The organism is Cupriavidus sp. GW823-FHT07A04 (assembly GCF_058794615.1).
Map to the genome: position 1 here is coordinate 29,953 of NZ_JBXAHA010000005.1, position 26,209 is coordinate 56,161.

General features: G+C 60.7%; 20 protein-coding genes and 3 pseudogenes. 17 read left to right on the forward strand and 6 right to left on the reverse strand.

The annotated features are described in order from the left end of the window. Window positions 1-15: 15 nt before the first annotated feature. The 5 genes from AC1Q7Q_RS10065 to AC1Q7Q_RS10085 all read left to right on the forward strand — a co-directional run bounded on the left by AC1Q7Q_RS10065 (window position 16) and on the right by AC1Q7Q_RS10085 (window position 6,962). Complete coding sequence (locus AC1Q7Q_RS10065) at window positions 16-1,017, forward strand: efflux RND transporter periplasmic adaptor subunit (RefSeq protein WP_492374902.1); 1,002 nt, start codon at window positions 16-18, stop codon at window positions 1,015-1,017. Further along, window positions 1,014-4,067, forward strand: coding sequence for an efflux RND transporter permease subunit (locus tag AC1Q7Q_RS10070; RefSeq protein WP_492374903.1), 3,054 nt, complete (start codon window positions 1,014-1,016; stop codon window positions 4,065-4,067). Before AC1Q7Q_RS10065 ends, AC1Q7Q_RS10070 begins: the two co-directional genes overlap by 4 nt. A gap of 38 nt (window positions 4,068-4,105) precedes the next feature. Then, on the forward strand, window positions 4,106-5,461 hold the full coding sequence (locus AC1Q7Q_RS10075; RefSeq protein WP_492374904.1) for a TolC family outer membrane protein: 1,356 nt from the start codon (window positions 4,106-4,108) through the stop codon (window positions 5,459-5,461). A 12-nt stretch (window positions 5,462-5,473) separates the two neighbouring features. Continuing rightward, complete coding sequence (locus tag AC1Q7Q_RS10080; RefSeq protein ID WP_492374905.1) at window positions 5,474-6,208, forward strand: MgtC/SapB family protein; 735 nt, start codon at window positions 5,474-5,476, stop codon at window positions 6,206-6,208. Window positions 6,209-6,605: 397 nt separating this feature from the next. Beyond that, complete coding sequence (locus AC1Q7Q_RS10085) at window positions 6,606-6,962, forward strand: SpoIIAA family protein (protein WP_492374906.1); 357 nt, start codon at window positions 6,606-6,608, stop codon at window positions 6,960-6,962. A gap of 133 nt (window positions 6,963-7,095) precedes the next feature. Here the strand turns inward: AC1Q7Q_RS10085 and AC1Q7Q_RS10090 are convergent, their stop codons facing one another. After that, window positions 7,096-7,344 carry a Crp/Fnr family transcriptional regulator gene (locus AC1Q7Q_RS10090; protein ID WP_492374907.1) on the reverse strand — a complete coding sequence of 83 codons (249 nt, stop codon included), beginning with the start codon at window positions 7,342-7,344 and terminating at the stop codon, window positions 7,096-7,098. A 792-nt stretch (window positions 7,345-8,136) separates the two neighbouring features. Between AC1Q7Q_RS10090 and AC1Q7Q_RS10095 the strand changes: the two genes are divergently transcribed. Next, a complete protein-coding gene (locus tag AC1Q7Q_RS10095; protein WP_492374908.1) occupies window positions 8,137-9,507 on the forward strand; it encodes a class-II fumarase/aspartase family protein in 1,371 nt (456 codons plus the stop codon). Window positions 9,508-9,540: 33 nt separating this feature from the next. Further along, window positions 9,541-10,947 (forward strand): cation:dicarboxylate symporter family transporter, encoded by a 1,407-nt coding sequence (locus AC1Q7Q_RS10100; protein ID WP_492374909.1) that lies wholly within the window; start codon window positions 9,541-9,543, stop codon window positions 10,945-10,947. 44 nt (window positions 10,948-10,991) lie between these two features. Here AC1Q7Q_RS10100 and AC1Q7Q_RS10105 read toward each other — a convergent pair whose 3' ends face one another. After that, window positions 10,992-12,395 carry an MFS transporter gene (locus tag AC1Q7Q_RS10105; protein ID WP_492374910.1) on the reverse strand — a complete coding sequence of 468 codons (1,404 nt, stop codon included), beginning with the start codon at window positions 12,393-12,395 and terminating at the stop codon, window positions 10,992-10,994. Between the two features lie 97 nt (window positions 12,396-12,492). On the opposite strand from AC1Q7Q_RS10105, the gene AC1Q7Q_RS10110 reads away from it, so the two are divergent. From AC1Q7Q_RS10110 to AC1Q7Q_RS10125, 4 genes are all read left to right on the forward strand, one after another. After that, complete coding sequence (locus AC1Q7Q_RS10110; protein ID WP_492374911.1) at window positions 12,493-13,368, forward strand: LysR family transcriptional regulator; 876 nt, start codon at window positions 12,493-12,495, stop codon at window positions 13,366-13,368. A gap of 181 nt (window positions 13,369-13,549) precedes the next feature. Then, window positions 13,550-14,098, forward strand: coding sequence for a hypothetical protein (locus AC1Q7Q_RS10115; protein WP_492374912.1), 549 nt, complete (start codon window positions 13,550-13,552; stop codon window positions 14,096-14,098). Window positions 14,099-14,140: 42 nt separating this feature from the next. Further along, entirely contained in the window at window positions 14,141-14,455 is a 315-nt protein-coding gene (locus AC1Q7Q_RS10120; protein WP_492374913.1) for a hypothetical protein, read from the forward strand. Then, on the forward strand, window positions 14,452-15,015 hold the full coding sequence (locus AC1Q7Q_RS10125; RefSeq protein WP_492374914.1) for an RNA 2'-phosphotransferase: 564 nt from the start codon (window positions 14,452-14,454) through the stop codon (window positions 15,013-15,015). Before AC1Q7Q_RS10120 ends, AC1Q7Q_RS10125 begins: the two co-directional genes overlap by 4 nt. 303 nt (window positions 15,016-15,318) lie before the next feature. Here AC1Q7Q_RS10125 and AC1Q7Q_RS10130 read toward each other — a convergent pair whose 3' ends face one another. Next, the gene (locus AC1Q7Q_RS10130; RefSeq protein WP_492374915.1) at window positions 15,319-16,302 is read right to left on the reverse strand and encodes an MBL fold metallo-hydrolase; all 984 of its coding nucleotides are present in this window, start codon (window positions 16,300-16,302) and stop codon (window positions 15,319-15,321) included. A 185-nt stretch (window positions 16,303-16,487) separates the two neighbouring features. Continuing rightward, window positions 16,488-17,192, reverse strand: coding sequence for an alpha/beta fold hydrolase (locus AC1Q7Q_RS10135; RefSeq protein WP_492374916.1), 705 nt, complete (start codon window positions 17,190-17,192; stop codon window positions 16,488-16,490). Between the two features lie 560 nt (window positions 17,193-17,752). On the opposite strand from AC1Q7Q_RS10135, the gene AC1Q7Q_RS10140 reads away from it, so the two are divergent. From AC1Q7Q_RS10140 to AC1Q7Q_RS10150, 3 genes and pseudogenes are all read left to right on the forward strand, one after another. Continuing rightward, window positions 17,753-18,631 (forward strand): alpha/beta fold hydrolase, encoded by an 879-nt coding sequence (locus AC1Q7Q_RS10140; protein ID WP_416046926.1) that lies wholly within the window; start codon window positions 17,753-17,755, stop codon window positions 18,629-18,631. A gap of 88 nt (window positions 18,632-18,719) precedes the next feature. Next, window positions 18,720-19,029 (forward strand): annotated as a pseudogene (locus AC1Q7Q_RS10145) (gluconate 2-dehydrogenase subunit 3 family protein); the annotation flags it as partial. 65 nt (window positions 19,030-19,094) lie between these two features. Beyond that, window positions 19,095-20,297, forward strand: coding sequence for an MFS transporter (locus tag AC1Q7Q_RS10150; RefSeq protein ID WP_492374917.1), 1,203 nt, complete (start codon window positions 19,095-19,097; stop codon window positions 20,295-20,297). Window positions 20,298-21,279: 982 nt separating this feature from the next. Here the strand turns inward: AC1Q7Q_RS10150 and AC1Q7Q_RS10155 are convergent. After that, window positions 21,280-21,574, reverse strand: a pseudogene (locus AC1Q7Q_RS10155) (transposase); the annotation flags it as partial. A gap of 470 nt (window positions 21,575-22,044) precedes the next feature. Between AC1Q7Q_RS10155 and AC1Q7Q_RS10160 the strand changes: the two are divergent. Next, window positions 22,045-23,289: a sensor histidine kinase gene (locus AC1Q7Q_RS10160; protein ID WP_492374926.1), complete on the forward strand. Its 1,245-nt coding sequence runs from the start codon at window positions 22,045-22,047 to the stop codon at window positions 23,287-23,289. A 35-nt stretch (window positions 23,290-23,324) separates the two neighbouring features. Here AC1Q7Q_RS10160 and AC1Q7Q_RS10165 read toward each other — a convergent pair whose 3' ends face one another. After that, window positions 23,325-24,266 carry a LysR substrate-binding domain-containing protein gene (locus AC1Q7Q_RS10165; protein WP_492374918.1) on the reverse strand — a complete coding sequence of 314 codons (942 nt, stop codon included), beginning with the start codon at window positions 24,264-24,266 and terminating at the stop codon, window positions 23,325-23,327. Between the two features lie 355 nt (window positions 24,267-24,621). Here AC1Q7Q_RS10165 and AC1Q7Q_RS10170 point away from each other — a divergent pair. Both AC1Q7Q_RS10170 and AC1Q7Q_RS10175 read left to right on the forward strand, forming a co-directional pair. Next, window positions 24,622-25,477, forward strand: a pseudogene (locus tag AC1Q7Q_RS10170) (IS5 family transposase). Window positions 25,478-25,569: 92 nt separating this feature from the next. Beyond that, entirely contained in the window at window positions 25,570-26,076 is a 507-nt protein-coding gene (locus AC1Q7Q_RS10175; RefSeq protein ID WP_492374927.1) for a GNAT family N-acetyltransferase, read from the forward strand. The last annotated feature ends 133 nt before the right edge of the window (window positions 26,077-26,209 follow it).

A 26,209-nucleotide genomic window follows, 5' to 3' on the forward strand; every position in this document is an offset into this window, starting at 1 on the left:
AGGCCGGTGCGGACAGTGGTCGCCGGACGTACCGCCGGGTCGGTCGGCGCGACCTATTCAGGCGAGATTCGCGCGCGTTACGAAAGTCAACTTGGATTCCGCACAGCCGGCAAGATCGTCGCGCGCATGGTGGAAGTGGGCAGCCACGTCAAGCGCGGCCAGCCGTTGTTCCAGCTCGACCCCACCCAGGAGACGTTGCAGGTGGCTGCGGCGGGTGCGGAGGCTGATGCGGCAAGGGGCCGGGTAGCCCAGGCGCGGGTGGATGTTCGGCGTACCGAGCAATTGCTCGCGCAGAACTTTGCCTCGCAAGCCGAGCTGGACCAGCAGCGGCTGGCGCTCAACCAGGCGGAGGCACAACTGCGCTCTGCCCAGGCGCGCCAGCAGCTGAATGCCAACCTGCGCGGCTTTACCACGCTCGTGGCCGACCGCGATGGCGTGGTCAGTGCCATCAACGCGGAAGCCGGGCAGGTGGTCGCGGCCGGGCAGTCGATCGCTACCGTTGCGGCTGACGGCGAACGCGAGGTCTCGATCAGTATTCCGGAGTCGCGAGTCGACGAACTGCGTAAGGCGTCGATGCTGAAGATCACGGTCTGGGCGCATCCGGGCAAGTCCTGGACGGGCAAGCTCCGGGAGCTTGCGCCGGACGCGGACAGCGTCACGCGGACGTACTCGGCCCGCATTTCCATTCAGGACGCGGATTCGGATCTCCTGCGGCTAGGCATGACCGCGTCTGTCCTAGCACCCGACGTGGACGGCAACGGCGTTGTCCGCGTGCCGCTGACCGCCATTGTCGATCATGAACATGGCCGGCAGGTGTGGGTGGTTGACCCGAAGACGTCGCGGGTGATCGCGCGTGAAGTCAAGCTGGGCGCCGCGCAGAACGACAGCGTCATCGTGGTTGGGGGACTGGCGGGCGGAGAGACCGTTGTGAGTGCCGGCGTGCATATGCTGCAGCCTGGCCAGCAGGTGAAAGTGGCCGAGACGGTGTCTGTCGCCAGGGCGGGAGGTGTTAAGTGAAAGGCATCAACCTGTCCGAATGGGCGCTGAAGCACCAGCAGATGATCGGGTTCCTGCTGTTGCTGTTGTCCGTGGCCGGCGTACTGGCTTACAGCAGCCTGGGTCAGAAGGAGGACCCCGAGTTCACGATCAAGACCATGGTCGTGCAGGCGTACTGGCCGGGGAGCTCCGCGCAGCAGATGGCCGATCAGGTGACCGACAAGATCGAGCGCAAGCTGCAAGAGGTGGCGGAGATCGACTATACGTCCACCTACGTGAAGCCGGGCGAAACTCAGGTCAAGGTCAACCTGCGCGAGGACGTACCACCGGGCGCCGTGCCGGATGTGTGGTACCAGGTCCGGAAGAAGATGGAGGACATCCGGCATACCTTGCCACAGGGCACGCAGGGCCCATTCTTCAACGACGAGTTCGGAGACACGTTCGGCAACCTCTATGCCATCACAGGTGATGGCTTCGACTATGACGACCTGAGACGGATCGCGGACGCCGCACGAAATGAGTTCCTTCGTGTCGGCGACGTCAACAAGGTCGACCTCGTAGGCAAGCAGGAACAGAAGATCTATGTGGAAGTCTCCACCGCCAAGCTCGCCTCGCTGGGGATCGACCCGGCGTTGATCGCGTCGACGCTCGCACAAACCAATGCCGTGACATCAGGCGGGACTGTGCAAACCACCGCGGAACAAGTGCGGCTGGCCGTCAGTGGCGAGTTTGACTCTGTCGAAGGGATTCGCGCCATCGGCATCCGTGCTGGCCAACGTACCTTCCGTCTTGGCGATATCGCAGACGTCCGTCGCGGCTTTGTGGAGCCTGCCACGTCGAGGATGCACTTCAACGGCCGCGAGGCGATTGGACTTGCGGTGAGCATGCGCAAGGGCGGTGACGTGATCCGCCTTGGAACAAAGCTGGAAGAAACGGTAAAACGCATCGAGTCCAACCTGCCGGTGGGCGTGCAGATCCATGCGGTCAGCGACCAGCCACGTATCGTCGAGCATTCTGTCTTCGAGTTCAAGAAGAGTCTGGCCGAGGCTGTGGTCATTGTGCTCGTCGTGAGTTTCCTGTCGCTAGGCTTGCGGACCGGACTGGTCGTTGCGCTCAGCATCCCGCTCGTTCTGGCCATGACATTCCTGGCGATGTACGTGATGGGCATCGACTTGCAGCGCATCTCGCTCGGTGCGCTGATCATTGCGCTCGGACTGTTGGTGGACGATGCCATTATTGCCGTCGAAATGATGTCGCTGAAGCTCGAGCAGGGCTGGGACAAGTTCCGCGCCGCCACATATGCGTACACGGCCACCGCCTTCCCGATGCTCACGGGCACGTTGATCACAGCTGCGGGCTTTCTTCCCGTCGGCTTTGCGAAGTCGGGCACGGGCGAATATGTGTACTCCTTGTTCCAGGTGGTGGGCATTTCGCTGGTGCTGTCATGGATCGTGGCCGTCCTCTTTACACCTTACATCGGCTTCAAGCTGTTGAAAGAGCATGCGCACGCGTCGCATGATGAGGAGGCGGTCTACCAGCGCGGCTTCTACGTCAAGTTCCGCCGCTTCATCAATTTCTGCCTGGAGCATCGAGTGTGGGTGATCGGCATCACGCTCGCTGCGTTCGTGGGCGCACTGGTGCTGTTCAAGGCAGTACCCCAGCAATTCTTTCCGGCATCCGACCGGGCCGAACTGATTGTTGACCTGTGGATGCCGAGGGCGTCGACCTTCGAGGCGAGCCAGCGCGAGGTACAGACGCTGGAAGGCCTGCTCAAGGGCGATCCGGACATTGCGGCGGTGACCAGCTTTGTTGGCAACGGTGCGCCACGGTTCTACCTGCCTCTCGATGCGCAGACGCCTAATCTGAACCTCGGCGAGATGCTGGTGATGACGAAGGGCGGTGAGGCACGGGAGCGGGCGAAGGAGAGGATCGAGAATCTGCTCGGCGAGAGATTCCCGAATGTGCGGGGCCGCGTCAATCGGCTGGAGAACGGTCCGCCTGTCGGATACCCGGTGCAGTTTCGCGTGTACGGGCAGGACAACGTCAAGGTTCGTGCGATCGGTCAGCAGGTGGCGGACATCATGCGTGAAGAGCCCCATGTGCGGCAGGTCAACCAGGACTGGGGCGAACGCATCAAGCGCGTGCAGGTCGATGTGGACCAGGATAAGGCGCGTGCACTGGGCATCAGTTCAGGCCAGATCAAGGAAGCCCTCGAGGCCTCGTTGTCGGGCACGCCAATCACGCAGTACCGTGAGGAGGACCAAGGAATCGACGTGGTCTCGCGCCTCGTCGCGGCGGAGCGCACGGACCTGAACAACCTGAAGGACGCCAAGATCTATGTGCGCGACGGCAAGTTTGTGCCGGTCTCGCAAGTGGCCCGGCTCACGCTTGACAGCGAGGACAGCGAGCTGTGGCGGCGTAACCGCGTGCCAACGTTGACCGTTCGCGCCGATATCGCAGGGGCGCAGGCACCTGACGTCACGCGTGCACTACAACCGAAGATCGACGCACTGGAAAAGGCGCTACCGCTCGGCTATGGCATCGAGATCGGCGGCGCTTACGAATCGAGTGCGAAGGCCCAGCATTCCGTTTTCGCGGTGATGCCTGTGACGATCATCGCGGTGCTCGTGCTGCTGATGATTCAACTGCAGGACATGAAGAAGATGGCGATGGTCCTGCTGACGGCACCGCTCGGGCTGATCGGTGTCAGCGCGATCATGGCCGCGTTCCGGATTCCATTCGGCTTTGTCGCCATGTTGGGCGTTATTGCCCTCGCTGGAATGATCATCCGCAACTCGGTGATCCTGGTCGTACAGATCGATCAGGACGTGGGCGCGGGCGTCGCACTGTGGACGGCCATCGTCGAGGCGGCGGTGCGGCGGCTGCGTCCGATCGTGCTGACTGCTTTGGCGGCAATTCTGGCGATGGTGCCGCTTACACACTCCGTGTTCTGGGGCCCCATGGCGTGGGCAATCATGGGAGGGCTCGCCGTTGCCACGGTGCTGACGCTCGTCTTCCTTCCCGCTCTGTATGCGACCTGGTACCGGGCCAAGCGCCCTGCGACCGTTTGATCGCAGATGTGACGTTAAGAGTAAATGCGATGAATAGAATGAGTATGGCCTTGCGGGCCGGGCAGGTGGCTTTGGGCTGCATGCTTTTCATGAACGCTGGAGCGTCGAGCGCTATCGATCTCGTGGGGGCCTATCAGCAGGCATTGGCGCATGATCCGACGAGCCTCGCCGCAAATGATGCGCTCACGGCGGGACGGGAGAAGGCTGTGCAAGGCGACGCCTTGCTGCGTCCCCGCGTAAGCCTCCAGGCGGCGCTGGACCGGATCAACAATCGGTCGTCCGCCAACCCGCCTGCCGAGCTCGCGCCGTTGGTCTCCGCTGATAGTTCGGGCACTGCTCGCCAGGCCGGGGTGATGCTCGTGCAGCCGCTGTACGACAGGAGCGCTGTGGCCACGAGACGGCAGTTGCACGAGCAATCCAACCTGGCGCAAACGCAATTCGACCAGTCTCGCCAGGACTTGGCTTTGCGGGTGGCCGAGGCATACTTCGGCGTGGTGTTGGGCGAGGAGACGCTCCGCGTGGTGCAGGCCGAGAAGGCGGCGTTGCGACAGCAACGCGACCGCGCGAAGGCACGCTTTGACATCGGCCAGGGCAAGATCACCGATCTTCATGAAGCCCAGGCGCGCCTGGATGGGGTGGAGAGTCGCGAGGTCACGGCACAATCTGCGCTCGAACAGCGACGCACGCGATTCCTGGAAACCGTCGGCATGCCGCCCGATCGGCTCAGCGGGTTGGCGCCTGGCTTCGCACCGCGGCCGCCGGAACCGGACAATCTCACGGCGTGGCAGGCAAAGGGTGAAGAACAGAGCTACCTCGTCAAGACCAGGCAGTCGGAGCACGACATTGCCGGCGCGGAAATCGATAAATACCGCCTCAGCAGTCGCCCGACCGTCGCGCTCGTGGCGCGTTATGGCGCACAAGGGCAAACCGGCAACCTGGCTCCCTGGATTGCTGGCAGCAACACCCGAACCGCGACGATCGGCTTGCAGCTCAACATTCCGTTGTACGCGGGCGGCGGATTGGATTCGCGCGAGCGGGAATCGGCCGCGAGGAAGAGTCAGGCGGAGCAGGAGATTGCCGCCGCCCGGCGAGACGTGCGTTTGAGGGTGCAGGACGGATTCCTCTCAGTGAAAACGGGCGTGTCGCGCGTTGCTGCACTCGAGCAGTCGTTGACTTCGGCGCGTAGCGCGCTCGCGGCAACGACGCTTGGCCGGGACGTTGGCACCCGTACGCAACCCGACGTACTGGATGCGCAGCAGCGCGTGTTCGCCGCTGAGCTTGACCTGGTTCAGGCACGCCTGGACTACCTCCTTGGCCGTCTGCGGCTTGCCGCCGCGGCGGGGGAACTGAGCGAGGAAACCTTGCGCTCGCTGAATGCCTGGCTCGCAGCCTGATCGCGAAATCCTATGCTAGGAGATCTGCAGCACTATTGGAGCGGCGCCTTTCTCGCCGCCAACGCGTTCATCGGGCTGAACATGGTGGGCGCGCTGCTGCTCGGCATGCTGGTAGGCTACGAGCGCTCGTACAATGGCCGCGCCGCCGGCATGCGCACCTACGGCCTCGTGTGCATGGCGTCCACGGCGCTGACGGTGTTCGTCGGCCACGCGCCGCTCTGGTACGGCGGCGCCACAGCGCACATCCAGGCAGACCCGACCCATACCATCCAGGGCGTGGTCACCGGCGTCGGCTTCCTCTGCGCCGGGGTCATCATGAAGGACGGCATGCGCATCCGCGGCCTCACGACCGCGGCATCCATCTGGGCTGCCTCGGCCATAGGCGTGTTGCTCGGCGTTGGTTTTTATGCCGCCGCGTTGCTGCTCGCCGTGCTATGCGTGAGCTCGATGTCTCTGTTGCACCGACTTGAATCCAGGCTTCCGGGGCGCACGACGCTGGATGTGTCTCTGACTTTCCAACCCGGTGAAGCGCCGGATCTCGATCTACTGATCGACAGGGCAAAGTCCCGCGGCTATCGCGTGCTGCACGACAGCCTGACTATCACGTTTGCCGACAACCAGGCCGTGTGGCGAATCAGCCTGGTCGCGCCGGACAAGGCGCGCGCACTATCGCCGGCAGGACTGGCGGCCGAGATGGCTGCAACCCAGGGTGTCTCCCGGTTCAGTATCGTGCCGGTGCGCAGTTGAGCAGGGTAGCGTCTTGGCCATCGCCGCCGCACCGCGCAGCGCATCTGACGCACGTTTTCCAGTCCGCGCTGGACGGCATCACGTCTCCATATGCGCATTAACTGTGAGACAAATCGTGCCGTTCGCCCACTAACTTTGAGAATCCTGCTCAGCTTGTTTGAAACTCGGCAAGCTAAGTCATTGATCCTTTGTACACCCGTTGCCTAATAGATTTGAGACGGAACAGTCACGTCTCACGGTTAGTGGGTTTTGTCTCACAGTTCCTGGGTCCAGTTCTGGCGAACCAGGAACCCGTGCGGTCCGAGCCGTGCGAAAAGGCGTACCATCAGGAGGTGATCGAGCGCTAGGTTCGTCCGTGCCTGAGCGTGTTACGCCTCCCCAGCCAAGTGGTCCTGCCATGATCCTGTATCACACTGACCCCGATTCCCCGGTCGTCGAGATTTCCGTCGAAGGCAAAATCACTGACCGCGATCTGCGCGAAGCCATCGAGCGCCTGCGAGGGGATCTCGAACTGAACGGCAAGACCCGCGTGCTCGAACGCATCGAGCATTTCACCGGCATCGAGCCAAAGGCACTGTGGACCGACCTGACGCTCGGCGTTTCCGTGGCCCGCAAAATCACGCGCGCCGCCGTGGTGGCCGACGCGGGATGGATCCACGCCTCGATGCATCTGGCGCGGTTCTTCACGAAGGCCGAAGTCAAGGTGTTCCACGTCAACGAGCTGGATCAGGCGCGCGCCTGGATCAACGCCTGAGCGCCGCCCGGCGAATCTCGTATCGTCCCAGGCTATCGCCGAGTTGGGGCCAGCCCGCATTGCGAGCTAGGTCACGGATCGATCGGTAGGGGACATGGACCCCGCCAAGCGGCCCGGCACTGAAATGCCCGTGTCAGGTGTTGTCCTCATCCCGCAAGCGCTCCGGATCCATCACGCGAATGCTCCGGAATGCGATCTCGATCAGCCCGCGCTTCTCCAATTGCTTCAGGAGCTTATTCAATGTCTGGCGGGACACACCAATCATCGCGGCAAGATTGACCTGCGAAACCTTCAAGGTGACGGGACCGCCTTGAGGCACCAGCGGGCGCTGCAACAGCAGGAGTTCCGCCAGCCTCGCGCGTACGCGAGCCTCCGGGGCCATCAGTTTTGTATCTGAGATATAGCGAAGGACGCCGGCATGCCGCTGCGCGATGAGCAGCGCGAAGTAGCGGTAGGCCGTTGGTCCTTCCTTGACGCTCCGCGCGAACTGCGCCCGCGAAAGGACAAGTAGTCTTGCGTCCGTGTCGGCAGTATGACGGCGCCGGCGTGCCAGTCGAATCGGTGGCCGACTATCTGATCAAACCGGCGCCTGGCGCCATCAATCCTTTCTTGCCGGGGGCTGAGCGCGATGCCAGCGCCCGGACATACTCGCTGGCGGTTGCTGATGGCGTACCGCCGGCCGACCAGCCGGTCGGCATGAATCAGGTTGGCCAGCAGCGTGCGACATTGCATGCTCCCAAGTACGGAGCCGCATCTATGCGCGTGACAAGGGGACAGACGAGACCGGCGGCGCCGGGCTGCCAGTCCCAGTGCTGACGTTGGCAGACGGCAAGGTGTTGAAAGGCGATGCGGCTTGCCCAGCCTTGCGGAAAAAGCAGCCGCTACATGTCGACGTCCGCATTTGAAATTTCGCATGCCTTGCATGCCTGCCAAGCCCTGATCCGAGGCGCTGCGGACGCGCCCCCAATGCAGCGGCCGTAACGCGCCTCGATCAAGGCGCTGATCAAGATGCCAGGCGATGCGAAGTTGAGCTTCGGCATGGCGAGGGGAGCGGGCGGTTTCATGGCGCTAGGGTAAACCCATGGTTGTGAATATGTTTGAACATATTATAGTTGGATATGTTCGAACATATTTGAGCGTGTTCGCGAAACCAGCAATTACCTCAGAGGCCGATATGTCCACTTTTTCCGTCCCCATGGCTAGCACCGTTGTTGATTCGATTCTGTTCCGCGATGCCTTCGGCACCGCCAAGATGCGCGAGATTTTCTCCGACCGGGCGCTGATCCAGCGTTACATTGACGCCGAGATCGCCTTGGCGAAGGCCGAAGCGCGCGTCGGCGTGATCCCGGCCGAGGCGGCGGAAGTGATTGCGCGCGAGTCGCGCATCGAGCGTATCGACTTTGACCATATGCGTGAGGAGACGGACATCGTCGGGTACCCGATCCTGCCGCTGGTGCATCAGCTTGTGGGCATGTGCGGCGATGCCGGCCGCTACGTGCACTGGGGAGCGACCACGCAGGACATCATGGACACCGCGGTGGCACTGCAGGTGCGCGACGCGCTCGACAGCATCGACACCGATGTCCGCGAACTGCGCGGCATCCTGGCCGGCCTGGCGGTCAAGCATCGCGATACGCCCATGGCCGGCCGCACCCACCTGCAGCAGGCGCTGCCTGTCACTTTTGGCTACAAGGTCGCGATCTGGCTCGCCATGTTCGACCGCCACCAGCAGCGTCTGGCGGAATTGCGCCCACGGGTGGCCGTGGTGGAGTTTGCCGGTGCGGCGGGCACGCTGGCCTCGCTGGGCGACAAGGGCTTCGCGGTGCAGCAGGCGATGGCCGAGGAACTTGGGCTGGGCGTGCCGGCAACCACCTGGCATGTGGCACGGGACGGCTTCGCCGAGGCGGTGAACCTGCTCGCACTGATCACAGGTTCCCTTGGCAAGATCGCACTCGACATCATGATCATGGCGTCGACCGAGTTCGCCGAGGTCTACGAGCCCTTCGTCAAGGGTCGTGGCGCCTCCAGCACCATGCCGCAAAAGCGCAACCCGATCTCCAGCGAACTGATGCTGGCCGCCTCGAAGGCAGTGCGCCAGCACGCCGGCCTGATGGTCGATGCCATGGTGCAAGACTTCGAGCGCGCGACCGGCCCATGGCATGCGGAGTGGATTGCGATTCCCGAGAGCTTCATCTTCACTGCGGGTGCCCTTCACCAGGCGAAGTTCGCGCTTGGCGGCCTCATCGTCGATACCGAACGCATGAAGCACAACCTCGGCATCACCCGTGGCCTGATCGTGGCCGAAGCGGTGATGATGGGCATGGCCCCCTTCACCGGCCGCCAGCAGGCGCACGACATCGTCTACGACGCCTGCCGCACCGTAAACGAGAAGGGCGGCACGCTGGCCGAGGCACTGATGGCACTGCCTGAGGTCACGCAACACTTCGATCGCGCGGCGATCGACCGGTTGACGGATCCGGCCAACTATCTCGGCCTGGCGCCGGAGATGGTGGACCGCGCCGTCGCGCTGTCGAGCGGTGTGTAAGAAACAGCATCAAACAGTATCGAGGAGACAGATATGGAAAACCATTCATCCAGCGCAGATGCGCTGATCTCGCCCCCGAGAAAATTACCCTGGTATCGCAAGCTGGGTATGCAAGTGCTGGTGTCGCTGGTGCTTGGCATCGCGGTGGGCTTCATCTTCCCGAAGTTCGCCTCGCAGCTCAAGCTGCTCGGCGACATGTTCCTCTCGCTGATCAAGGCGGGCGTGGCGCCGCTTGTGTTCCTCACCATTGTCCACGGCATTGCATCCGCCGGCGATGTGAAGAGTGCTGGCCGCGTTGGCTGGCGCTCCATCTTCTACTTCGAAGTGCTCTCGACCATTGCCCTGGTCGTGGGCATGCTGGCGGGTAACCTCTTGCAGATCGGCAAGGGCATGACCACCGTAGCCACCGGCGCCGCCCCGCCGGTGGTGGCCAAGGCCGGGCCGCACGGCTTCCTGGAGTTCATGGCCCACATCGTGCCGGACAACTTTGTCGGGGCGTTTGCCAAGGGCGAGCTGCTGCAGGTGGTGGTGCTTGCGGTGATGGTCGGCATCGGCATCCTCGCCATTCCGCAAGGCCGGCGCGAGAAGATCAACGAGGGCCTCGGCCAGATCTCCGAGGTACTGTTCTCCTTCATCAACCTGGTGATGAAACTGGCGCCGATCGGCACGTTCGGCGCAGTAGCCTATTCGGTCGGCAGCAACGGCACCGCGGTGCTGATCGCGTTGGCCCAACTGGTGTTCAGCTTCTACGCGGTGGTGGCGGTGTTTATCGTGGTGGTGCTGGGCCTGGTGGCACGGCTGGCAGGCTTCAGTCTCTGGCGTTTCCTGCGCTACATCAAGGACGAGATCCTTATCGTGCTCGGCACCGCATCGTCGGAGAGTGCGCTGCCCCGCCTGCTGATCAAGCTGGAGCGGCTAGGTTGCGCGAAGCAGACCGTGGGCCTGGTGCTGCCAACCGGCTACGCATTCAACCTCGATGGCACCTCGCTCTTCATGGCCATGGGCGTGATGTTCATCGCGCATGCCTACGGCGTGCCGCTGTCGCTGGATCAGCAGATTGGCATCCTGTTGCTGATGCTCCTGACTTCCAAGGGCGCGGCGACCGTCTCCGGCGGCTCCTTCGTGGTCTTCGCTGCAACGGTGACTTCGACCGGGATGCTGCCGGTCGAAGGACTGGCCGTCATTTTTGGCGTCTACCGCTTCCTGTCGATGGCGATCTCCACCTGCAATACGATCGGCAACAGCGTCGCGACCGTGGTCATTGCCAAGTGGTCCGGCACCTTTGACCACGAGATTGCGCAGCGGCATCTGTATCCCGAGCGCTTTCCCGAAACGGCCAACGCCGATGCTGCGCTCGACGATGGCAACCTTCTGCCTGAGGACTCCAAGGAAGGCAATCCACACACTGCCGGTATCCCGCTCTCGAAATCCGGAGTGTGATCGGCCCATCCCGCCATGGAAGCGAAGGTGCCAATTCAGGAACATTAGGTTCCAGTGGCGCCTTGGCGCCCGTCGTCGCTAGCGGCTGGACGTTCCGCACGAATGCCAAACCAGCACATCACGGCTCCCACCAGCAGCAATGCGGCCGCGAGGCAGAGCGAGAGATGCATGCCGCGCATGAAGGCCTGCGGGGCAGTGTCGTGCACCAGGTAACCGAACCCCGCCACGCCTAGCATACCGCCCACCTGCCGCGCTGAGTTGAGGACGCCGGAGGCGATGCCCGCGCGGGAGCCATCCACGGCTGACAGCGTGACATTGGTCATGGTCGGCACCATCAGCGCGATGCCGCTGGCGGCTAGCAGCATCGGCGGGGCAAGCAGCCAGTAGGGGCCGTCGATGCGCACCGGCAACAGCATCAGGTAACCCAGGGCGGCCAGGAGCAATCCCAGCACCATCAGGTATCTCGCGCCCATCCGCGTGATCAGGCGGCCGGCGAGCACGTTGACTGCCATCAGTACCACCGTCATCGGGAGGAACGCCAGCCCGGTCTGCTGTGGCGATAGTCCCTGCTGAAGCTGGAAGAACAGGCTGAAGACAAAGATCTGGCCATAGTAGGCAAAATTCACGATCACACCGGCGAGCGACGCCACCCTGAACGCCGGGATGCGCAATAGCGCCAGCGGCAGCATCGGCGCAGCACTGCGTGATTCGATGCGGATAAAGGCGGCCGCCGACGCCAAGGCTAGCCACAGCCCCACCAGTACCCAGGCGTGTCCCCAGCCGAGACGGCCGGCTTCGGTGACCGATGCGGTGAGTGCGGCCAGCGCCAGTATGGCCGCGCCTTGCCCGGGCCAATCCAGGCCGCGGTGATGTCCGCTGCCATCGGCGGCCACATGGCGCAACGTCAGATACAGGCCAATCAGGCCCAGCGGCAGGTTGATCAGGAAGATGCTGCGCCAGCCGAAGTGGGTCACCAGCAGGCCGCCCAGCACCGGCCCGGCCGCCAGCGAGATGCCGCCGATCGCACCCCACCAGCCGACTGCGCGGCTGCGTTGTTCGCGTTCGGGAAAGGCCCGCTGGAGCATCGACAGCGAGTTCGGCACCAGCAGCGCCGCACCAATGCCCTGGCCCAGCCGTGCCACCACCAGCATCGCCAGGCTGCCCGCCGCGCCGCACGCCACCGACGTCAGCGTGAACAGCGCGAGCCCCATCAGGAACACCCGTCTGGCGCCCAAGCGATCTCCGAGCGCTCCGCTGGTCAGTAGCAACGCCGCGAACACCAGCGTGTAGGCGTTGATCACCCATTGCAGCCCCGCCACATCGGTGGCGAATCCTTGCCGCAAGGTATCCAGGGCGACATTGACGACGCTGACGTCCAGCAGGACGACGACAAGGCCGAGCGCTGCGGCCAGCAGGGTGGCCCGTTGCGCATTGGTGGTGGTAGGCATGGCATGGATTCCAACGATAGGATCTCCGCATGCTAGGCTGCAGACATGTATGCGTAAATTCCCTAAAATCTCCACCGAACCTGGAGAAAACGCACAGATGCTCGATTGGGAAAATCTTCGCCACTTCCTGGCAGTCGCTCGCACCGGCACGTTGTCCGGCGCAGCGCGCGATTTGCAGGTGGATCACGCCACGGTAAGCCGCCGGCTGGCCGCGCTCGAAGCCGGGCTGCAAGCGCTTCTGGTTGAACGCCTGCCGCGCTCGTGCCGCCTGACGCCGCTCGGGGTGTCGGTCTTCGAGCAAGCCAAGACGATGGAAGCCGCCGCGTTCGCTATCGAGCGGCAGACGCGTGCCAGCCACGAGCCCGTGAGCGGCAAGGTGTCGCTCAGTGCGCCACCGGTGCTGACCACACATCTGCTGGCCGGCCGCCTGGCGGATTTCCGCGCGGCTTATCCGGGTATCCAGCTCTGCGTGTCGGCGCAGGCCCGCGCGGTGTCGCTGACGCGCCGTGAGGCAGACGTAGCGCTACGCCTGGTTCGGCCCAGCGAGTCGAGCAGCGTGGTGCGCAAGCTGGGGCAGATGCCATTCGCCTTGTACGCAAGCCTGGACTATCCGGCATTGCGCAATCCCCGCGACTGGACCTTTATTGCCTACGATGCGCAGTTCGCCGACATGCCGCAGCAGCGCTGGCTGCTGGAACTGGCAGGGCCACGGCCCGTGGGCTGCGAACTCAGCGATATCAGCAGCCATCTCGCCGCTGCCCGCGCAGGGGCGGGCGTGGCAGGCCTGCCTTGTTTCCTGGGGGATGCCGACGCGGGCCTGGTACGGCTGGAACACGAAGGCGCTGCATTCTCGCGCGATATCTGGCTGGTGGTGCACAGGGACTTGCGGCGCTCGGCCCCTGTGCGCGCGGTGATGGACTTTCTTAGCGAGATAGTGGCCGCGCACGGCGCATTTGGATCCGCTTCGGAATAGGCACATGGGCTCTCAAGCGGCTGCTTGGGGCCGGCTAACGCGGCCGGGCCCGCCAGTATCGGCCGGTCGACACGGACGCCTGGATCGTCGACAATCGACGTGTGGATGGCAGGCAATTCTCTTCGTGGAGTGAACTGCAGACCATAGGATGAAAATCTCGCGTGTGGTGGGAAAAATATAAATGACTCTGATTGACGATTTTCTGCCTCAATATGATTTCCGCGAGCGACACGCTGCGCTCGTACACGCGCCAGCGAACATTATTCTGGATTGCGTTGCTCGCCAACGTGCGCAAGATGATCCGCTGGTACGACTGGCCATTGGCCTGCGCGAACTGCCGTCGCGATGGATGAACCGGTCGAGCAGACGCCCGCTAGATCTCGACGATTTCACATTTCTTGGTCGCGAAGGGGATTCCGGGCTGGCGTTCGGGCTGACCGGAGCTTTCTGGCGGGCAGATTACGGTTTGCTGGACATTGGGTCCCCCGAAGCCTTCAAGGCGAGCGTCAGAATGGACGTCTGCCAGCTCGTCATGGGCTTCAACGTAGATGCCAATGCGTCAGGCGCATCCGTGCTGAGCACGGAGACCCGGGTGTTTTGTCCAACCGCGGCGGTTCGTCGCCGATTTGCTCCCTACTGGTACATCATCCGTCCTGTCAGTGGGCTAATCCGGCGGCGTATGCTTGCCAGGGTTCGGCGACAGGCCGAAAGTCTTGCCAAAGAGCGATGATTCGCCACTGGCCAAGAATGGCTATTTGTGAAAGGTATATGCATGGAGTGGCTTGAACCGTGGTGGTCCACTAAAAGTATGGACGAGCAATTTCACGAAGCCTTCGCGCGACAGCTCGCGCTGGAGGTTCCGCCGGGGCACGAAATGTTCGGGCTGCTTGCAAAACTTATCGGAAGGGGCCCGGGCGACGATGCTTTGTTTGAAATACTCGATGGTAGTGGTCGGGTTGCGGTGGTTCATCTAACCTGGTCGAAATCGCGCGGGCGCTTACCCTGGCCCATCACCGTTTTCTACACCGACATGAAGAACTGGATCGAGACATGCATGCTTCCGGAGCATCAGGAGTGGGCGAATTGAGTGAAGACCTGACGTCCAGCAGTAAATTCCTTAGTCTGGTGCTCAGACACGCTCCGGAAACGATAGGCCTTTCGCTGAATGAAGCCGGTTGGGCGAATGTCGAGTTGCTTCTGCGGCAAGCCAACGCGCACGGCAAGCGAATTGATCGTGAGATGCTTGAGAAGATCGTGGCGACCAGCGACAAGAGGCGGTTTGCCATCAGCGACGACGGGCTGATGATCCGAGCCAACCAGGGACACTCGATCGATGTGAATCTTGGTCTCGAAGCGCTAAAGCCGCCTGTGCAACTTTTCCACGGCACGGCAAGCAGGTTCGTTCCTGCCATTCAGGACCAAGGCTTGAAGCCGCAGAACCGGCAGCACGTGCATCTGTCGGCAGACATTGCTACCGCGCTTGTCGTTGGGCGTCGGCACGGCAGTCCTATTGTGTTGAGGGTGGAGTCCGCGAAGATGTACGAGCTCGGTCACGCCTTCTTCCAATCACAGAACGGTGTTTGGCTCACGCAAGCGGTGCCGCCTCAGTTCATACAACCGATCGACTTGCCCAAGCTTCTTGGATGATGTGGCTTAATGCCCCCTTTGAGGACGGCAGTTTGAATGCAATCGATTGCGGGCACTCACCTGACAGACATTGGTTGGTTGATGCGACGATGAGAGCGATGAGATTGCGTGGAAGTCCAACGCAGCGCCAATGTTCCTCGCCGGTCCAAACGAATGCTAGCCAGCCGATCGCGCTGCGCGCCGGAGCGTGTTCCGAACGCCTGGCGGGGGGCACGTCCCTTGCTTAGGTTGCCTTCGCGACCAGTGGCCGACTTAATACATGACGAGCAGGCGGCGGCTCATCATCTGCCACAAACGGCGGGGCTATTTTCCGGGTTCTCCCACATAGTTCAGGGGCACCCATTCATATTTGTTTCCCGCTCTTCGAATGTGCCCCAAGCCGGGGAAGGCGATGTGGGCCGCACCTACCGTGTAATGACTGGTTGCCAGCATATCCATGACCGAGCGGCGCGAGCGTTGCGCCTCGGTCGCGGTGCTATCGTACTTGACCGTCGCCTCGGGTGTTCGCATTTGAATTGAGGCAACGTGGACAATATCGCCCCAGACCAACATTCCCTCCCCTTTGCTGCGGATCAGATACCCCGTGTGTCCGGGAGTGTGGCCGGGCAATGCCATTGCCTGAATACCGGCATCCAGTTCGATGTCCCCGATAAACGGGCGGACCTTGTTTGCCGCAACATAAGGTGCGACCGATGCGATGGCCGCATCAAAGAACGTTGCGAGGAAGTCGGGCGCCTTTGATTTGCTGGCTGGATTGAGCCAGTAGTCTGCTTCGGCCTGGTTCACGCGCAAGATGGCGTTTGGAAACGCCATCTTTCCGCTGGCGTCGACACCACCAACGTGGTCCTTGTGCAGGTGCGTCAGCAGGATCTCGTCAACTTGTTCCGGTTGATAGCCAGACGCTCGCAGGTTGGCCAACAAGTGTCCGCAGCAGTCACCATAGAGCACGCCCGCCCCGGCATCGACCAGGACGAGTTTTGCGCCAGTGTTGATCAAGAAGGCGTTGATGGAACCCTGGACGGGAGCTTGCAGGAAATCCTCATCGAGGTCGCGTTTGATTTGTGCCTTGGACACCCCTTCAACAACCGCATCTATCGGAAACGCATGCGTTCCGTCCAGGAGCGCCGTCACCTCAAAGTCTCCGACCATGACGCGGTGAAAGCCGGGCCCCTGTGTACGAACTTGTGGTGCCGCGGCCTGCGCGGAAGGCAGAACAGATGCCCCCAGCATTATTGTGAACAACAGCCGTGTGCAGGCGAGCGCCAGGCGTTTGAGGATTTGCTTCATGACTTCGGATACCGCAAGGAGATGGGTAGGGCTCGCACCCCGGACCGAGGCGCTATCGCGACGGGAACCGGCAGAGGGATTCGGGAAGTCACGCACGCGTTCCGGACCATCGTGAGGGCGGATGCTACCGCCTCGTGGAATCACTGCATGGCCCCCGGCGCTGGCGGGCATAGACGCAGGCCAGGTTAAGCAGTAACCGACTTAACCGCGTCGATGATGACGTCTGCAACTTCCCGGTGCTTCGACAGGATCAGAAGATGGCTTGCCTTCAGTTCAGTCGTCTTCGCCTTGAGCCGTTTGGCGAGTTCCGCCTGAAGTTCCACGCTCACTGCGCGATCGTCCGTCGCCACGACGTACCAGCTCGGACGCGTCTGCCACGCGGCTTTGGTGATCTTGTCGCCGAACGTGCTGGTAGGCAAAGGAGGCTGCACCGTTGCGAGGATGCGCACCTCGGATGCCGGCAGATCGTTCGCGACATCTTCGATCCAGGCCTCGGGGCTGAGCTTAAGGTAACCGCGGCCATCATCCTGAATCTTTCCCAGCGCCGGCGGGGCAGGATGTGACGAGACCAGGTCGCCCGTCGACTCGCCTGCCCCCGGCGCAAGCGCGGCTACGTACACCAACCCCTTCACCTTGGGATCGTTACCTGCCTCGGTGATGACCGTCCCACCCCAGCTATGCCCAACCAACACAATCGGGCCTTTGATCGACGCCATCGCCCTCTCGGTCGCGGCCACATCGTCGGCGAGCGAGCTGGTGGGATTCTGGATTGCTACCACGGGAATGTTCTTGTCCAGCAGGTGCGGGATGACCCGTGCCCAACTTGACCCATCAGCCCATGCACCGTGGACGAGCACGACAGTTACGCCATTTGGCGATGCAGCATTCATTTGGAAACTCCTTGACCGGAATGTGACCGGATTCAGTTTGGCTATCGTTCGGATAGTGCGCTGATCGAGCGCAGTCGAAAAACAGGCGAAGGATGATGCGCGCCTACTAGCTGCGGCGATTATTTCGGGCCAGGGGAAAAAGCTCGATCGACACCATTCTGGTGACCTGAAAGTGTCATGAAGCCCAGTAAGTTAAACGGATGCCATTCCTGTGGTCAATACTACTTACGGATAATCGTCGAGACGGTAGTCTTAGCGACGTGTTGGATCAACAGGTGTCTTGGCGCAGGAGCGACGTGTTGGGCTTGTGTGCGGGGCGGGCTGATGCGATGCGACCTACGACCTTGGTGTTAGCCGGTTCTACGAGGATCGGGTAGAAAATTTCAGCTTTCTTTCGAAGAATGGAGGGAGCTTGCCAGGGAGTCAGAAAGCGAAGCTGCCCGATTGATGACATTCACAATTTTGGGGAATTTAATAAAAACGAAAAATCGATCCGCATGCGGAATGTCGATCAGTGAGAGGACAACAATTTAACGTTCCCCGCCAGAAGGTAAGACATCATGGAAAATAGCCAGATTCGGATCAAGCATCATACGATTCGTGCGAATGGTATTCGACAGCATTTTCTCGAAGCCGGTGACGGACCTCCCGTGGTGCTTCTGCATGGATTTCCGGAAACCAGTTTCGCGTGGCGATTTCAGTTTCCGGCGCTGGCCCGGCACTATCGGGTCATCGCTCCCGATCTGCGCGGTTACGGGGAAACAGACAAGCCGTCCTCGGGGTACGACAAGCGGAACATGGCGCTGGACATCACCCGCCTGCTCGATGAACTGAAGATCGGCAAGGTGGCGCTGGTAGGGCACGACCGCGGTGCCCGGGTGGCGACGAGACTGACGAAGGATCATCCTGAGCGCGTGGACCGATTGGTGGTGATGGATAACGTGCCGACACGAGTCGTCGCGCAGAACATGAGCGCACAGACCGCGCGCGCCTATTGGTTCTTCCTCTTCCATCTGGTGTCGGACCTCCCTGAGACCCTGATCGCAGGTAAGGAAGCCGAGTGGCTCCACCATTTCTTCGCCGACTGGTGCTACAACCCACACACGATCGAAGGCGAGGCGTTCGACACCTATGTCCGCGCGTACAAGCGGCCCGGCGCAGTGCGCGGAGCAATGGCTGACTATCGGGCGAACGCCGAAGATGTGGCGCAGGACCTGATCGATGCCGACGTCAAGATCAAGTGTCCCGCGATGGCGATCTGGGGCGAGGACTTCTACGCGGTGGGCGGGATGTTCGATATGAAGGCCGTTTGGGAAGGAATGGCCAGCAACTTGCGCGCTGAACCTATCGCCCAGTGTGGCCACTTGCCGCAGGAAGAGCAGCCTGCCCATGTCAACGAGTTGTTGATCGACTTCTTGCGCGGCTGGAACGGCGCGTAGTTGGCGCGACGAAACCACCTCGAAGGGCCACACCGGTGGCGATATCCCAGCGTGACCCTTCTCCGCAAGCACCCCATAAGAGACAGCCATGTCGGAAGACAAAGAGCCTCGCAGGCGCTTCCTGCGCCAGGTACTCGCTGCCAGGCTGCCCGAGTTCGTCGATCGCCAGATGGAAACGCCGTTCGGCCACGGCAAGCTCTGGTACATGCGGAGACCATTTCCACACGGACCGGGTGCTGGAGTTCGGCTACCAGTTGAGCCTGGTGCCACGCTACAACTATCGGCACGGCATCGCAGCCTGCAACGCATGGTGCAAGAAGGAGCATGGCAAGGTATTCGCCGAACTGGACAAGGCCACTCAGGAAAAGGTGCTGACCGACCTGCAGACGGGCAAGGTGCAAATATCGATACGCACACTCTCGTTGACCATTTTCCCAATCCAGTATCTTTGAGGACTTGAACGATGATTGACAGGGCACAGGACGGCACGTCCTTGTCGGGGCGAAGTGTGCTGGTGTTGGCTGCGTCGTGCGGATTCGCCGTGGCGAACCTGTATTACAGCCAGCCGTTGCTTCCAGCGATGGCTGCCGCCTTCGACGCTGGTGCCGAGGCGCAAGGCGCCATCGCCATGCTGACGCAGCTCGGCTACGCCAGCGGCTTGCTGCTGTTTGGCCCCTTGGGCGATCAACTCGATCGCCGAAAGTTGATTACCGTTCTGTTGCTGGCAAACGTGGCCGCGCTTGGGTTGTGCGCGTCCGCCCAGAATCTTCCTTGGTTGCTGGCCGCCAGTGTCCTCCTCGGGCTCACGGCGATGAGTGCGCAGGTCATCATTCCTGCAGTGTCGGGGCAAGTAGACCCCGCGCAACGAGGACAGACGGTGGGGCGGTTGTTGAGTGGACTGTTCGCCGGCACGCTGCTAGCGCGCACGGTCAGTGGCTATGTCGGTGCTCACGCGGGCTGGCGCTCGATGTTCCTGTTGGCCGCGGCTCTCGATCTCGTCCTGATCGCGATGGTCTGGGTTCACTTGCCACGTGCCGGAGCGGAAAGCGACCTGTCATACGTACGCTTGCTCCGTTCAATGGTAGAGCTGTTCGCACGAGAGCCGCTTCTGCGCGAGGCCTGTCTGACCGGCTTTCTCTTGTTCGGCGCCTTCAACGTCTTGTGGGGGTCGCTTGCCATGATGCTTGCCGGGCCGCCCTATGGCTGGGGCAGCGAGGTGGCCGGGCTCTTCGGGCTTGTCGGCCTGGTCGGGATGTTTGCGTCGCCCACCATCGGTCGCATTGCGGATCGCTTCGGTGGGCGACGAGTCGTCGGCGGGGCCGCAATATTGGTGATGCTGGCGTTCGGACTTGTCGCTGGCTCGATATGGTCAATCGCGTGGCTAATCGCCGGTATAGTCGTGCTTGACCTGGGAAGCCGGGCGAATCTCGTCGCGAACCAGACAAGGCTATATGCGTTGCTTCCGGCGGCGCGCGGGCGTCTTAACACGATCTTCATGACTTGCTATTTCCTCGGCGGCGCCGCAGGGTCGACAGTTGGGACGTTCGCAGCCGGTCGGTATGGATGGCACGGCGTGGCGATAGCTGGCATGCTCTGCGCGGGCTCAGCGCTGATCGCGACCGTCGGGGTTCGTGCGGCCGCACAACGTGCAGTATCAGGGGAATGACTGATGCCTCGCGTGCGGTCCGTTTCGCATCGATGCGGGAGACGTTGAGCGGAGATTGAATGTCATGGCGCTGACCTGCGAATTGAGCTTGAGGGCGAACGAAGTCCAAAAGTCCCGCTAGTTCGCCGCAGGCATCTGAACTCTGCCGCACCGACACAGTGGCGTCATGTGGAGGCCGTAGCGATGCAGGATGAGCGACGCTCCATCCAGGAAGCTGAGGCGATGTCGATGTGCTGGCTGGAGACTATCTCAAGGTTGGGCATGATATTGCCTTCCTATGGTCGTAACGCGCCAGGAAAGTCGGGAGGCGAGCGGCGCCTGAGTCGTCCTCTGGCGATGCCCTTGTGCGCGAGCACGATGCTTTACGGGGGCACCATCCCGTTCTTAAACGGGAGCAACTTCCCATGTCGGAACTACCTTTGCACGAACCAACTCAATGTGCGTTCGTCCTTGTCGACGAACAAGCGGGACTCGCTTTCGCAGCGGGATATCAGGCCCCGCAATTGCTTCGCAGTAACGGCCTGGCGGTAGCAAAGACCGCAGTTGCCTTCGGCGTGCCAGTCGTGATCTCGACGTCGGCGTCTAGGGCATGGCGGCGGCTACGGAACAGGGTTCGCATATGCCCGGGATATGATCAAGCCCGCTTGATCCGAAAGCGGAAGACCGAGTTCTACGCAACGCATCGTGCATGAGTGGAAGCACTCCGACGAGGTGCTCTGGTCATGAACAATGCGATCGGTACTCCGATTTTGCATTTCAGCGAACGGAATCTTCCCCTTGCTGTCCCGCTCGGCGGCGTTGGCGGGCTTCAATTCACTGTGTCGCTTCGGCTTTCAGCCTTGGTGGCAGACAATCTCACTCCGCCTGTCCCGTAGTCCCGCTGCCGCCTCGATCGCGATCCCTGCGGCCCACCTTGAGGCGCCATTCACAATCGCCGAGACGTTCATCTTTTGGCGATCTGCTCCTGCCTGCAGTGCGCGCCAGATTCCGTCATTTGCTCTATCCCTGCAAACGTGCACATCGCTATGTTGTCGTACAGCGAATCTTCCTGTGCTTCGTCCGACAGTCCATACCACTGCTGCAGGAAGCAAATACGCATCCGTTCCAATCCAATCGGCGGCCGGCCACATCGTCGCTTGGAATAGGGCAGCTCAATCGCCGCCAGCAGTCGCCGCCGTGCCACCACGCGTTCCATCTCGTTCGGAAGGCGCTGGCGACGGGTCACGCACTTCTTGCCGTGGTTTCTCTGCTTTCGCAAAACTGAACTGTCGCTTCATCTCTGGCTCATCTCCGGGACACACACATGACAACACTTACGAGCCACTCAACGATGACTGCCACGCGGACTAAATGGGTTTTCCCCTGGCGTTACGTTGCGCGACCGACATCGATTCTTGATTCCTTGTAAATAGTGTTTTGATTTGATCATTTGCGACTTGCTCAACTAGCATATCCGTCATCCAGCCCCGGGGGGCGCCTGCGCAACTCCCCCTCTGAGGGAAAATCCGCCTTTTTTATGGCGCCGCCAGTCGGCCGCTGTATGAGGAAGAGCATGAAACCACTGACAGGAAGCAGCCAGAATCGGCCCGCGGTGCCCAGTGCTCTCGGCGCCCGGCGCCGACACCAGTTTGCTCGCCTTAAAGCCTCCTTCCGCTCGCACCGGCACCTCGCACATGATCTTGTCGAGATGCCATCGTGTTCTCCGATTCCTGACTGTGATCGGATCGGTATTGCGAGCAAATTGGCAATGCTGTGTACAGCGTTTCCGCCAGCGGCATCTGATGTGCATAGCCAGGCAATATTAAACGTCCTGTTGCACACCTGCTTGAAACTGACCGGTGCGACGCGTGCGGCGGTAGTAGCCATTCAGGGCACTGAGCAGTGCGTAGCTGCAGTGGTGATGGCGGGCGTCGGCTCTCCGTCGCCGAAAATTGTCGATTCAACGCCGCAACAAATCGCACTTCCTCAGTCGGTTATCCACCATGTATTGAACACGGGTGCGGAGCTAGTGCTCGCAAATGCTTTATCAGTAGCGCCATTTAAAGACGATCGCTATATAACCATTCACCGCACGCGCCGGATTATTTGTCTGCCGCTAATCAGGCATGAGAAAATTGTCGGTTCTCTTTATATTGAGTGCCAGCTATCGACGTCAGATCGCGTCCCCGAAGAGATCGCAGTGCTCAGATTCTTCGCGCAGCTATTGGCAGTCCTCCTTGAAAGCTACAGACTAATCGAAGAAGTAGATCAGCAGCGAAAGTCGCTTCGGAAGGCGCAAGTCGATCTGGAACATGCGTCAAGAGTCATGACGTTGAGCGTTCTGCAATCTTCGCTGGCACATGAACTCAGTCAGCCACTAGCAGCACTAACAACCAACGCCGCCGCAGCGATCCGCTGGCTGGATCATGATCCGCCAAATCTCCATGAGACACGCGAGTCCTTGGGGAGCATTGTTTCTCAGGGGATCCGAGCAGCGGCAATCATAGACGGGATGCGAGATCTTCTCAGGAAAACAACGCCATCCGCTCCTGCTCGCTTGCAGATGAACGATCTCGTTGGAGAGACGTTAACGCTGGTTAGAGGAAAATCTTCGGAAGAGCAGATCGCGATCACGACCGATCTAAGCCCAGACCTTCCGCCTGTTAGCGGCAACAAGGTCCAGCTACTGCAAGTGATCCTGAATCTGGCGCTGAACGCTCTGGATGCCCTAAAAGGCATTACGGAGCGGCCTCGAATCCTCCATATACGTTCGAGGAATTTCGGCAAGAAAGGTGTCATCGTCTCCGTACAGGATTCCGGGGCGGGCCTTACTCAACAGGCAAATGAACGAATGTTTGAACCATTTTTTACGACAAAGGAGAATGGACTTGGCATGGGCCTGATCATCTGCAATTCAATAATCAAAGCACATGGCGGACATCTCTGGTGTAGTTCAGGAAATCCGACGGGAACGATTTTTAATTTCTCAATACCTTCTCTCCCTGCGGGTTAATTAAATTTAATGCATTAAAAATCAGATTGATTGCATTATTTTTTATGTGTTAGTTTGCTCGCGCCGATATTATGGAAAATGTTCTGTGATTTTACAGAAAGCTCTCTGGCCACGTGATCGACAAAGCAGATAATGCGGGATGCCAATGCCGTATTGCGGTAGTAGACTGCGTTAATCGACTGTCGCACATCGAGTGTTTGCTGCGTGAATAACTGAACCAGTCTCCCGCATTGTCGATCATCGCTTGTCATGAAGTCTGCCAGACAAACGATGCCCTGACCAGCCAAGGCCAAATTCCTAAGTACTTCGCCGCTTGACGAGGCGATTGTCGGTTCAATGCGCATGATCGTTTGGTTATGGTTGAGCAGCGGCCATTCATTGAGCGACTCCGGCTGTGTAAAGCCTAGCAGGGAATGCTGCGCGAGTTGCGCCGGTTTGGTCGGAGTGCCGTGGCGTTTCAGATAGTCAGGACTCGCGAGCACGCGAAGGGAACTGCTACCAATCGGACGCGCGTGCAGCGTGGAGTCTCTCAGCGGACCGATACGAAATGCCACATCGGTTCGCTTCTCAAGCAGATCAATAATGCCCTCGTTCGTGTTCAACTCCAGCTCTACTTCCGGATACTGGCTTCGGAAGCCTTCCAGTAGCGGTACGATTGCGTGCACCATATATGGTGTCGCTGCGTCAATCCGTAACCGCCCGACCGGACGCATCCGTCTCGCCGCCATTTGCTCTTCCGCTTCATCGACTCTCGTCAGGATGGCACGGGCGTGTTCCAGGAACGCCGCCCCTTCCTCCGTCAGTTCCAGTCGTCGTGTGGTTCGCCGCAGCAGCGTAGTCTGTAGTTTTTCCTCAAGCCGGCTTAATGTTCGGCTGGTGGCGGACACCGTCAAAGCTAGCTGTTCAGCGGCAGCCGTAATTGAGCCCGTGTCCACGACGGCCGTAAAGGCAAGCATTTCGTCGATCGTCGTCTTCATTCCTGACATCCTATACACGCATTTGTAAATATGAGGACGGTAATCTGGTAGAGATCGCTCCCACACGGTCCGCGGCGACGGGTCCTGGGGCCACCTGCGAAGCGAACCCTGAGTTGCAGGGGCGTGTCACAACGTAGACGGCCCCCCTGACTCGCCGGACACAGTCCGCCCTCTTACACGGGGACCCAGGCGCGCACTGTGGCAGGGATTAGTTCAGTGGGAAACGCAGGCACCTCGTTAGTGCTTTATGGGGCATTCTAACCGCAGGCGATCGAGGCTTTGCGATAAGACGTAGTCACGCTGGCAATGGTCGGGTTCCAGGGTCAGTAAGCGCCCGTTTGAAAATTCGCCGCAGATGTGTTCTAACGTTCGGACGTGGATAAAAGAACATCGAGAGCGGCAGGCAAGCATGGCGGCCAAGACAAAGCGGTATCCGAGTGATCTGACGGACATGGAGTGGCCAGCGATGGAGGAACTGCTGCCGAGGCCCGCACAGCGAGGGCGGCGAAGGAAGGCCGATCTGCGGGAGGTGATCAACACCTTGCGAAACCTGGTGCGCTCGGGGTGTGGCTGGCGCATGCTACCCAAGGACTTTCCGGCCTGGCAAACGGTGTACTGGTGGTTTCGCTGACTGATGCGGGGGTTCCTGTTCCAGACGCTTCATGATGTAGTGCTGGTGCTCGACAGGGAGTTGGAAGGCAGGCAGCGCTTGCCGAAGCGCGGGCGTGGTGGATAGCCAGTCGGTAAAAGCGCCAGCCGCCAAAGAGCGCGGCTACGACTCGGGAGAGAAGATCGTCGGGCGCAAGCGGCATATTGCCGTGGATACGAATGGCCGGTTGCTGATGGTGAACTTGACGCCGGCAGATATCGCAGATAGTGCCGGGGCGTTGGCGGTTCTGGAGGCCCTAAAGAAGCGTTGGCCGGGACTGAAGCATCTGTTTGCAGATGGCGCATACGGTCGTCGCACGTTGATGGACAAAGCCGCGACGCTCGACTTCGTCGTGCAGGTGGTGCGCCGCCACGAGGATCAAGTTGGTTTCGCGGTGCTACTTCGGCGTTGGGTGGTGGAACATACCTTCGGTTGGATGGTTCGCTGGCGTCGCCTTGTCAGGGACTACGAGCGGCGTCCTGATGTGTCCGAAGCCATGGTCTATACCGCAATGGGCGGGTTGCCGCTAGGTAGAATCGCCCCGCAGAATGCCCATCCTTGAATTATCGAGCGGGCTATAACCGCAGCATTCAATAAAGACGTCATTGTTCAAATGACGAAAACACATATTTTTGAGGTTTTATGACCACCTCCTTGGTTAAAATCCGACTTCTTACCGCCGCTGACGCAGCAATCTTCAAGGCAATCCGTCTACACGCTATCGAAAACGCTCCCACGGCAATCTGGCCAACCCGCGTCGAAGAAGAGGCACGCTCTGCCAGTGCAGTCGCAGAGCGAATTCAATCGACGCCTACGCAGGCTGTTTTTGGTGCGTTTGTTTGCGAAACCCTGGTTGGCATCGCTGGCGTACGTCGCGAATCGCTCTCGCAGGTGAGCCACAAGGCGACCATCTGGGGGGTATTTGTCGACCCAAACCAACGCGGCAAGGGAATCGCGCGGGATCTGTTGAATACCGCGATGGCCCATGCGTCAAAGAACTGGGATAGCGCGCAGTGCAATCTGTGCGTCAATACGGAAAACACGGCGGCCAAGCAATTGTACGAATCATTGGGATTCGCAGCTTTCGGCGTCGAACCTCGCGCAATGCAGGTGGATGGGCGGTTCTACGACGAACAGCACATGTTTCTGAAGCTGCGATGATCGCAACGAAGCGGCCTTCGATATTCCCGTTTTCGGCTACGGCCATTCATCGGGACGTTGGAATGCCATTGCCATGGCTGGCTTGATCAGCTAGCCGCCATTCGATGTGTGGTTGGGCCGGCGAGGGACGACT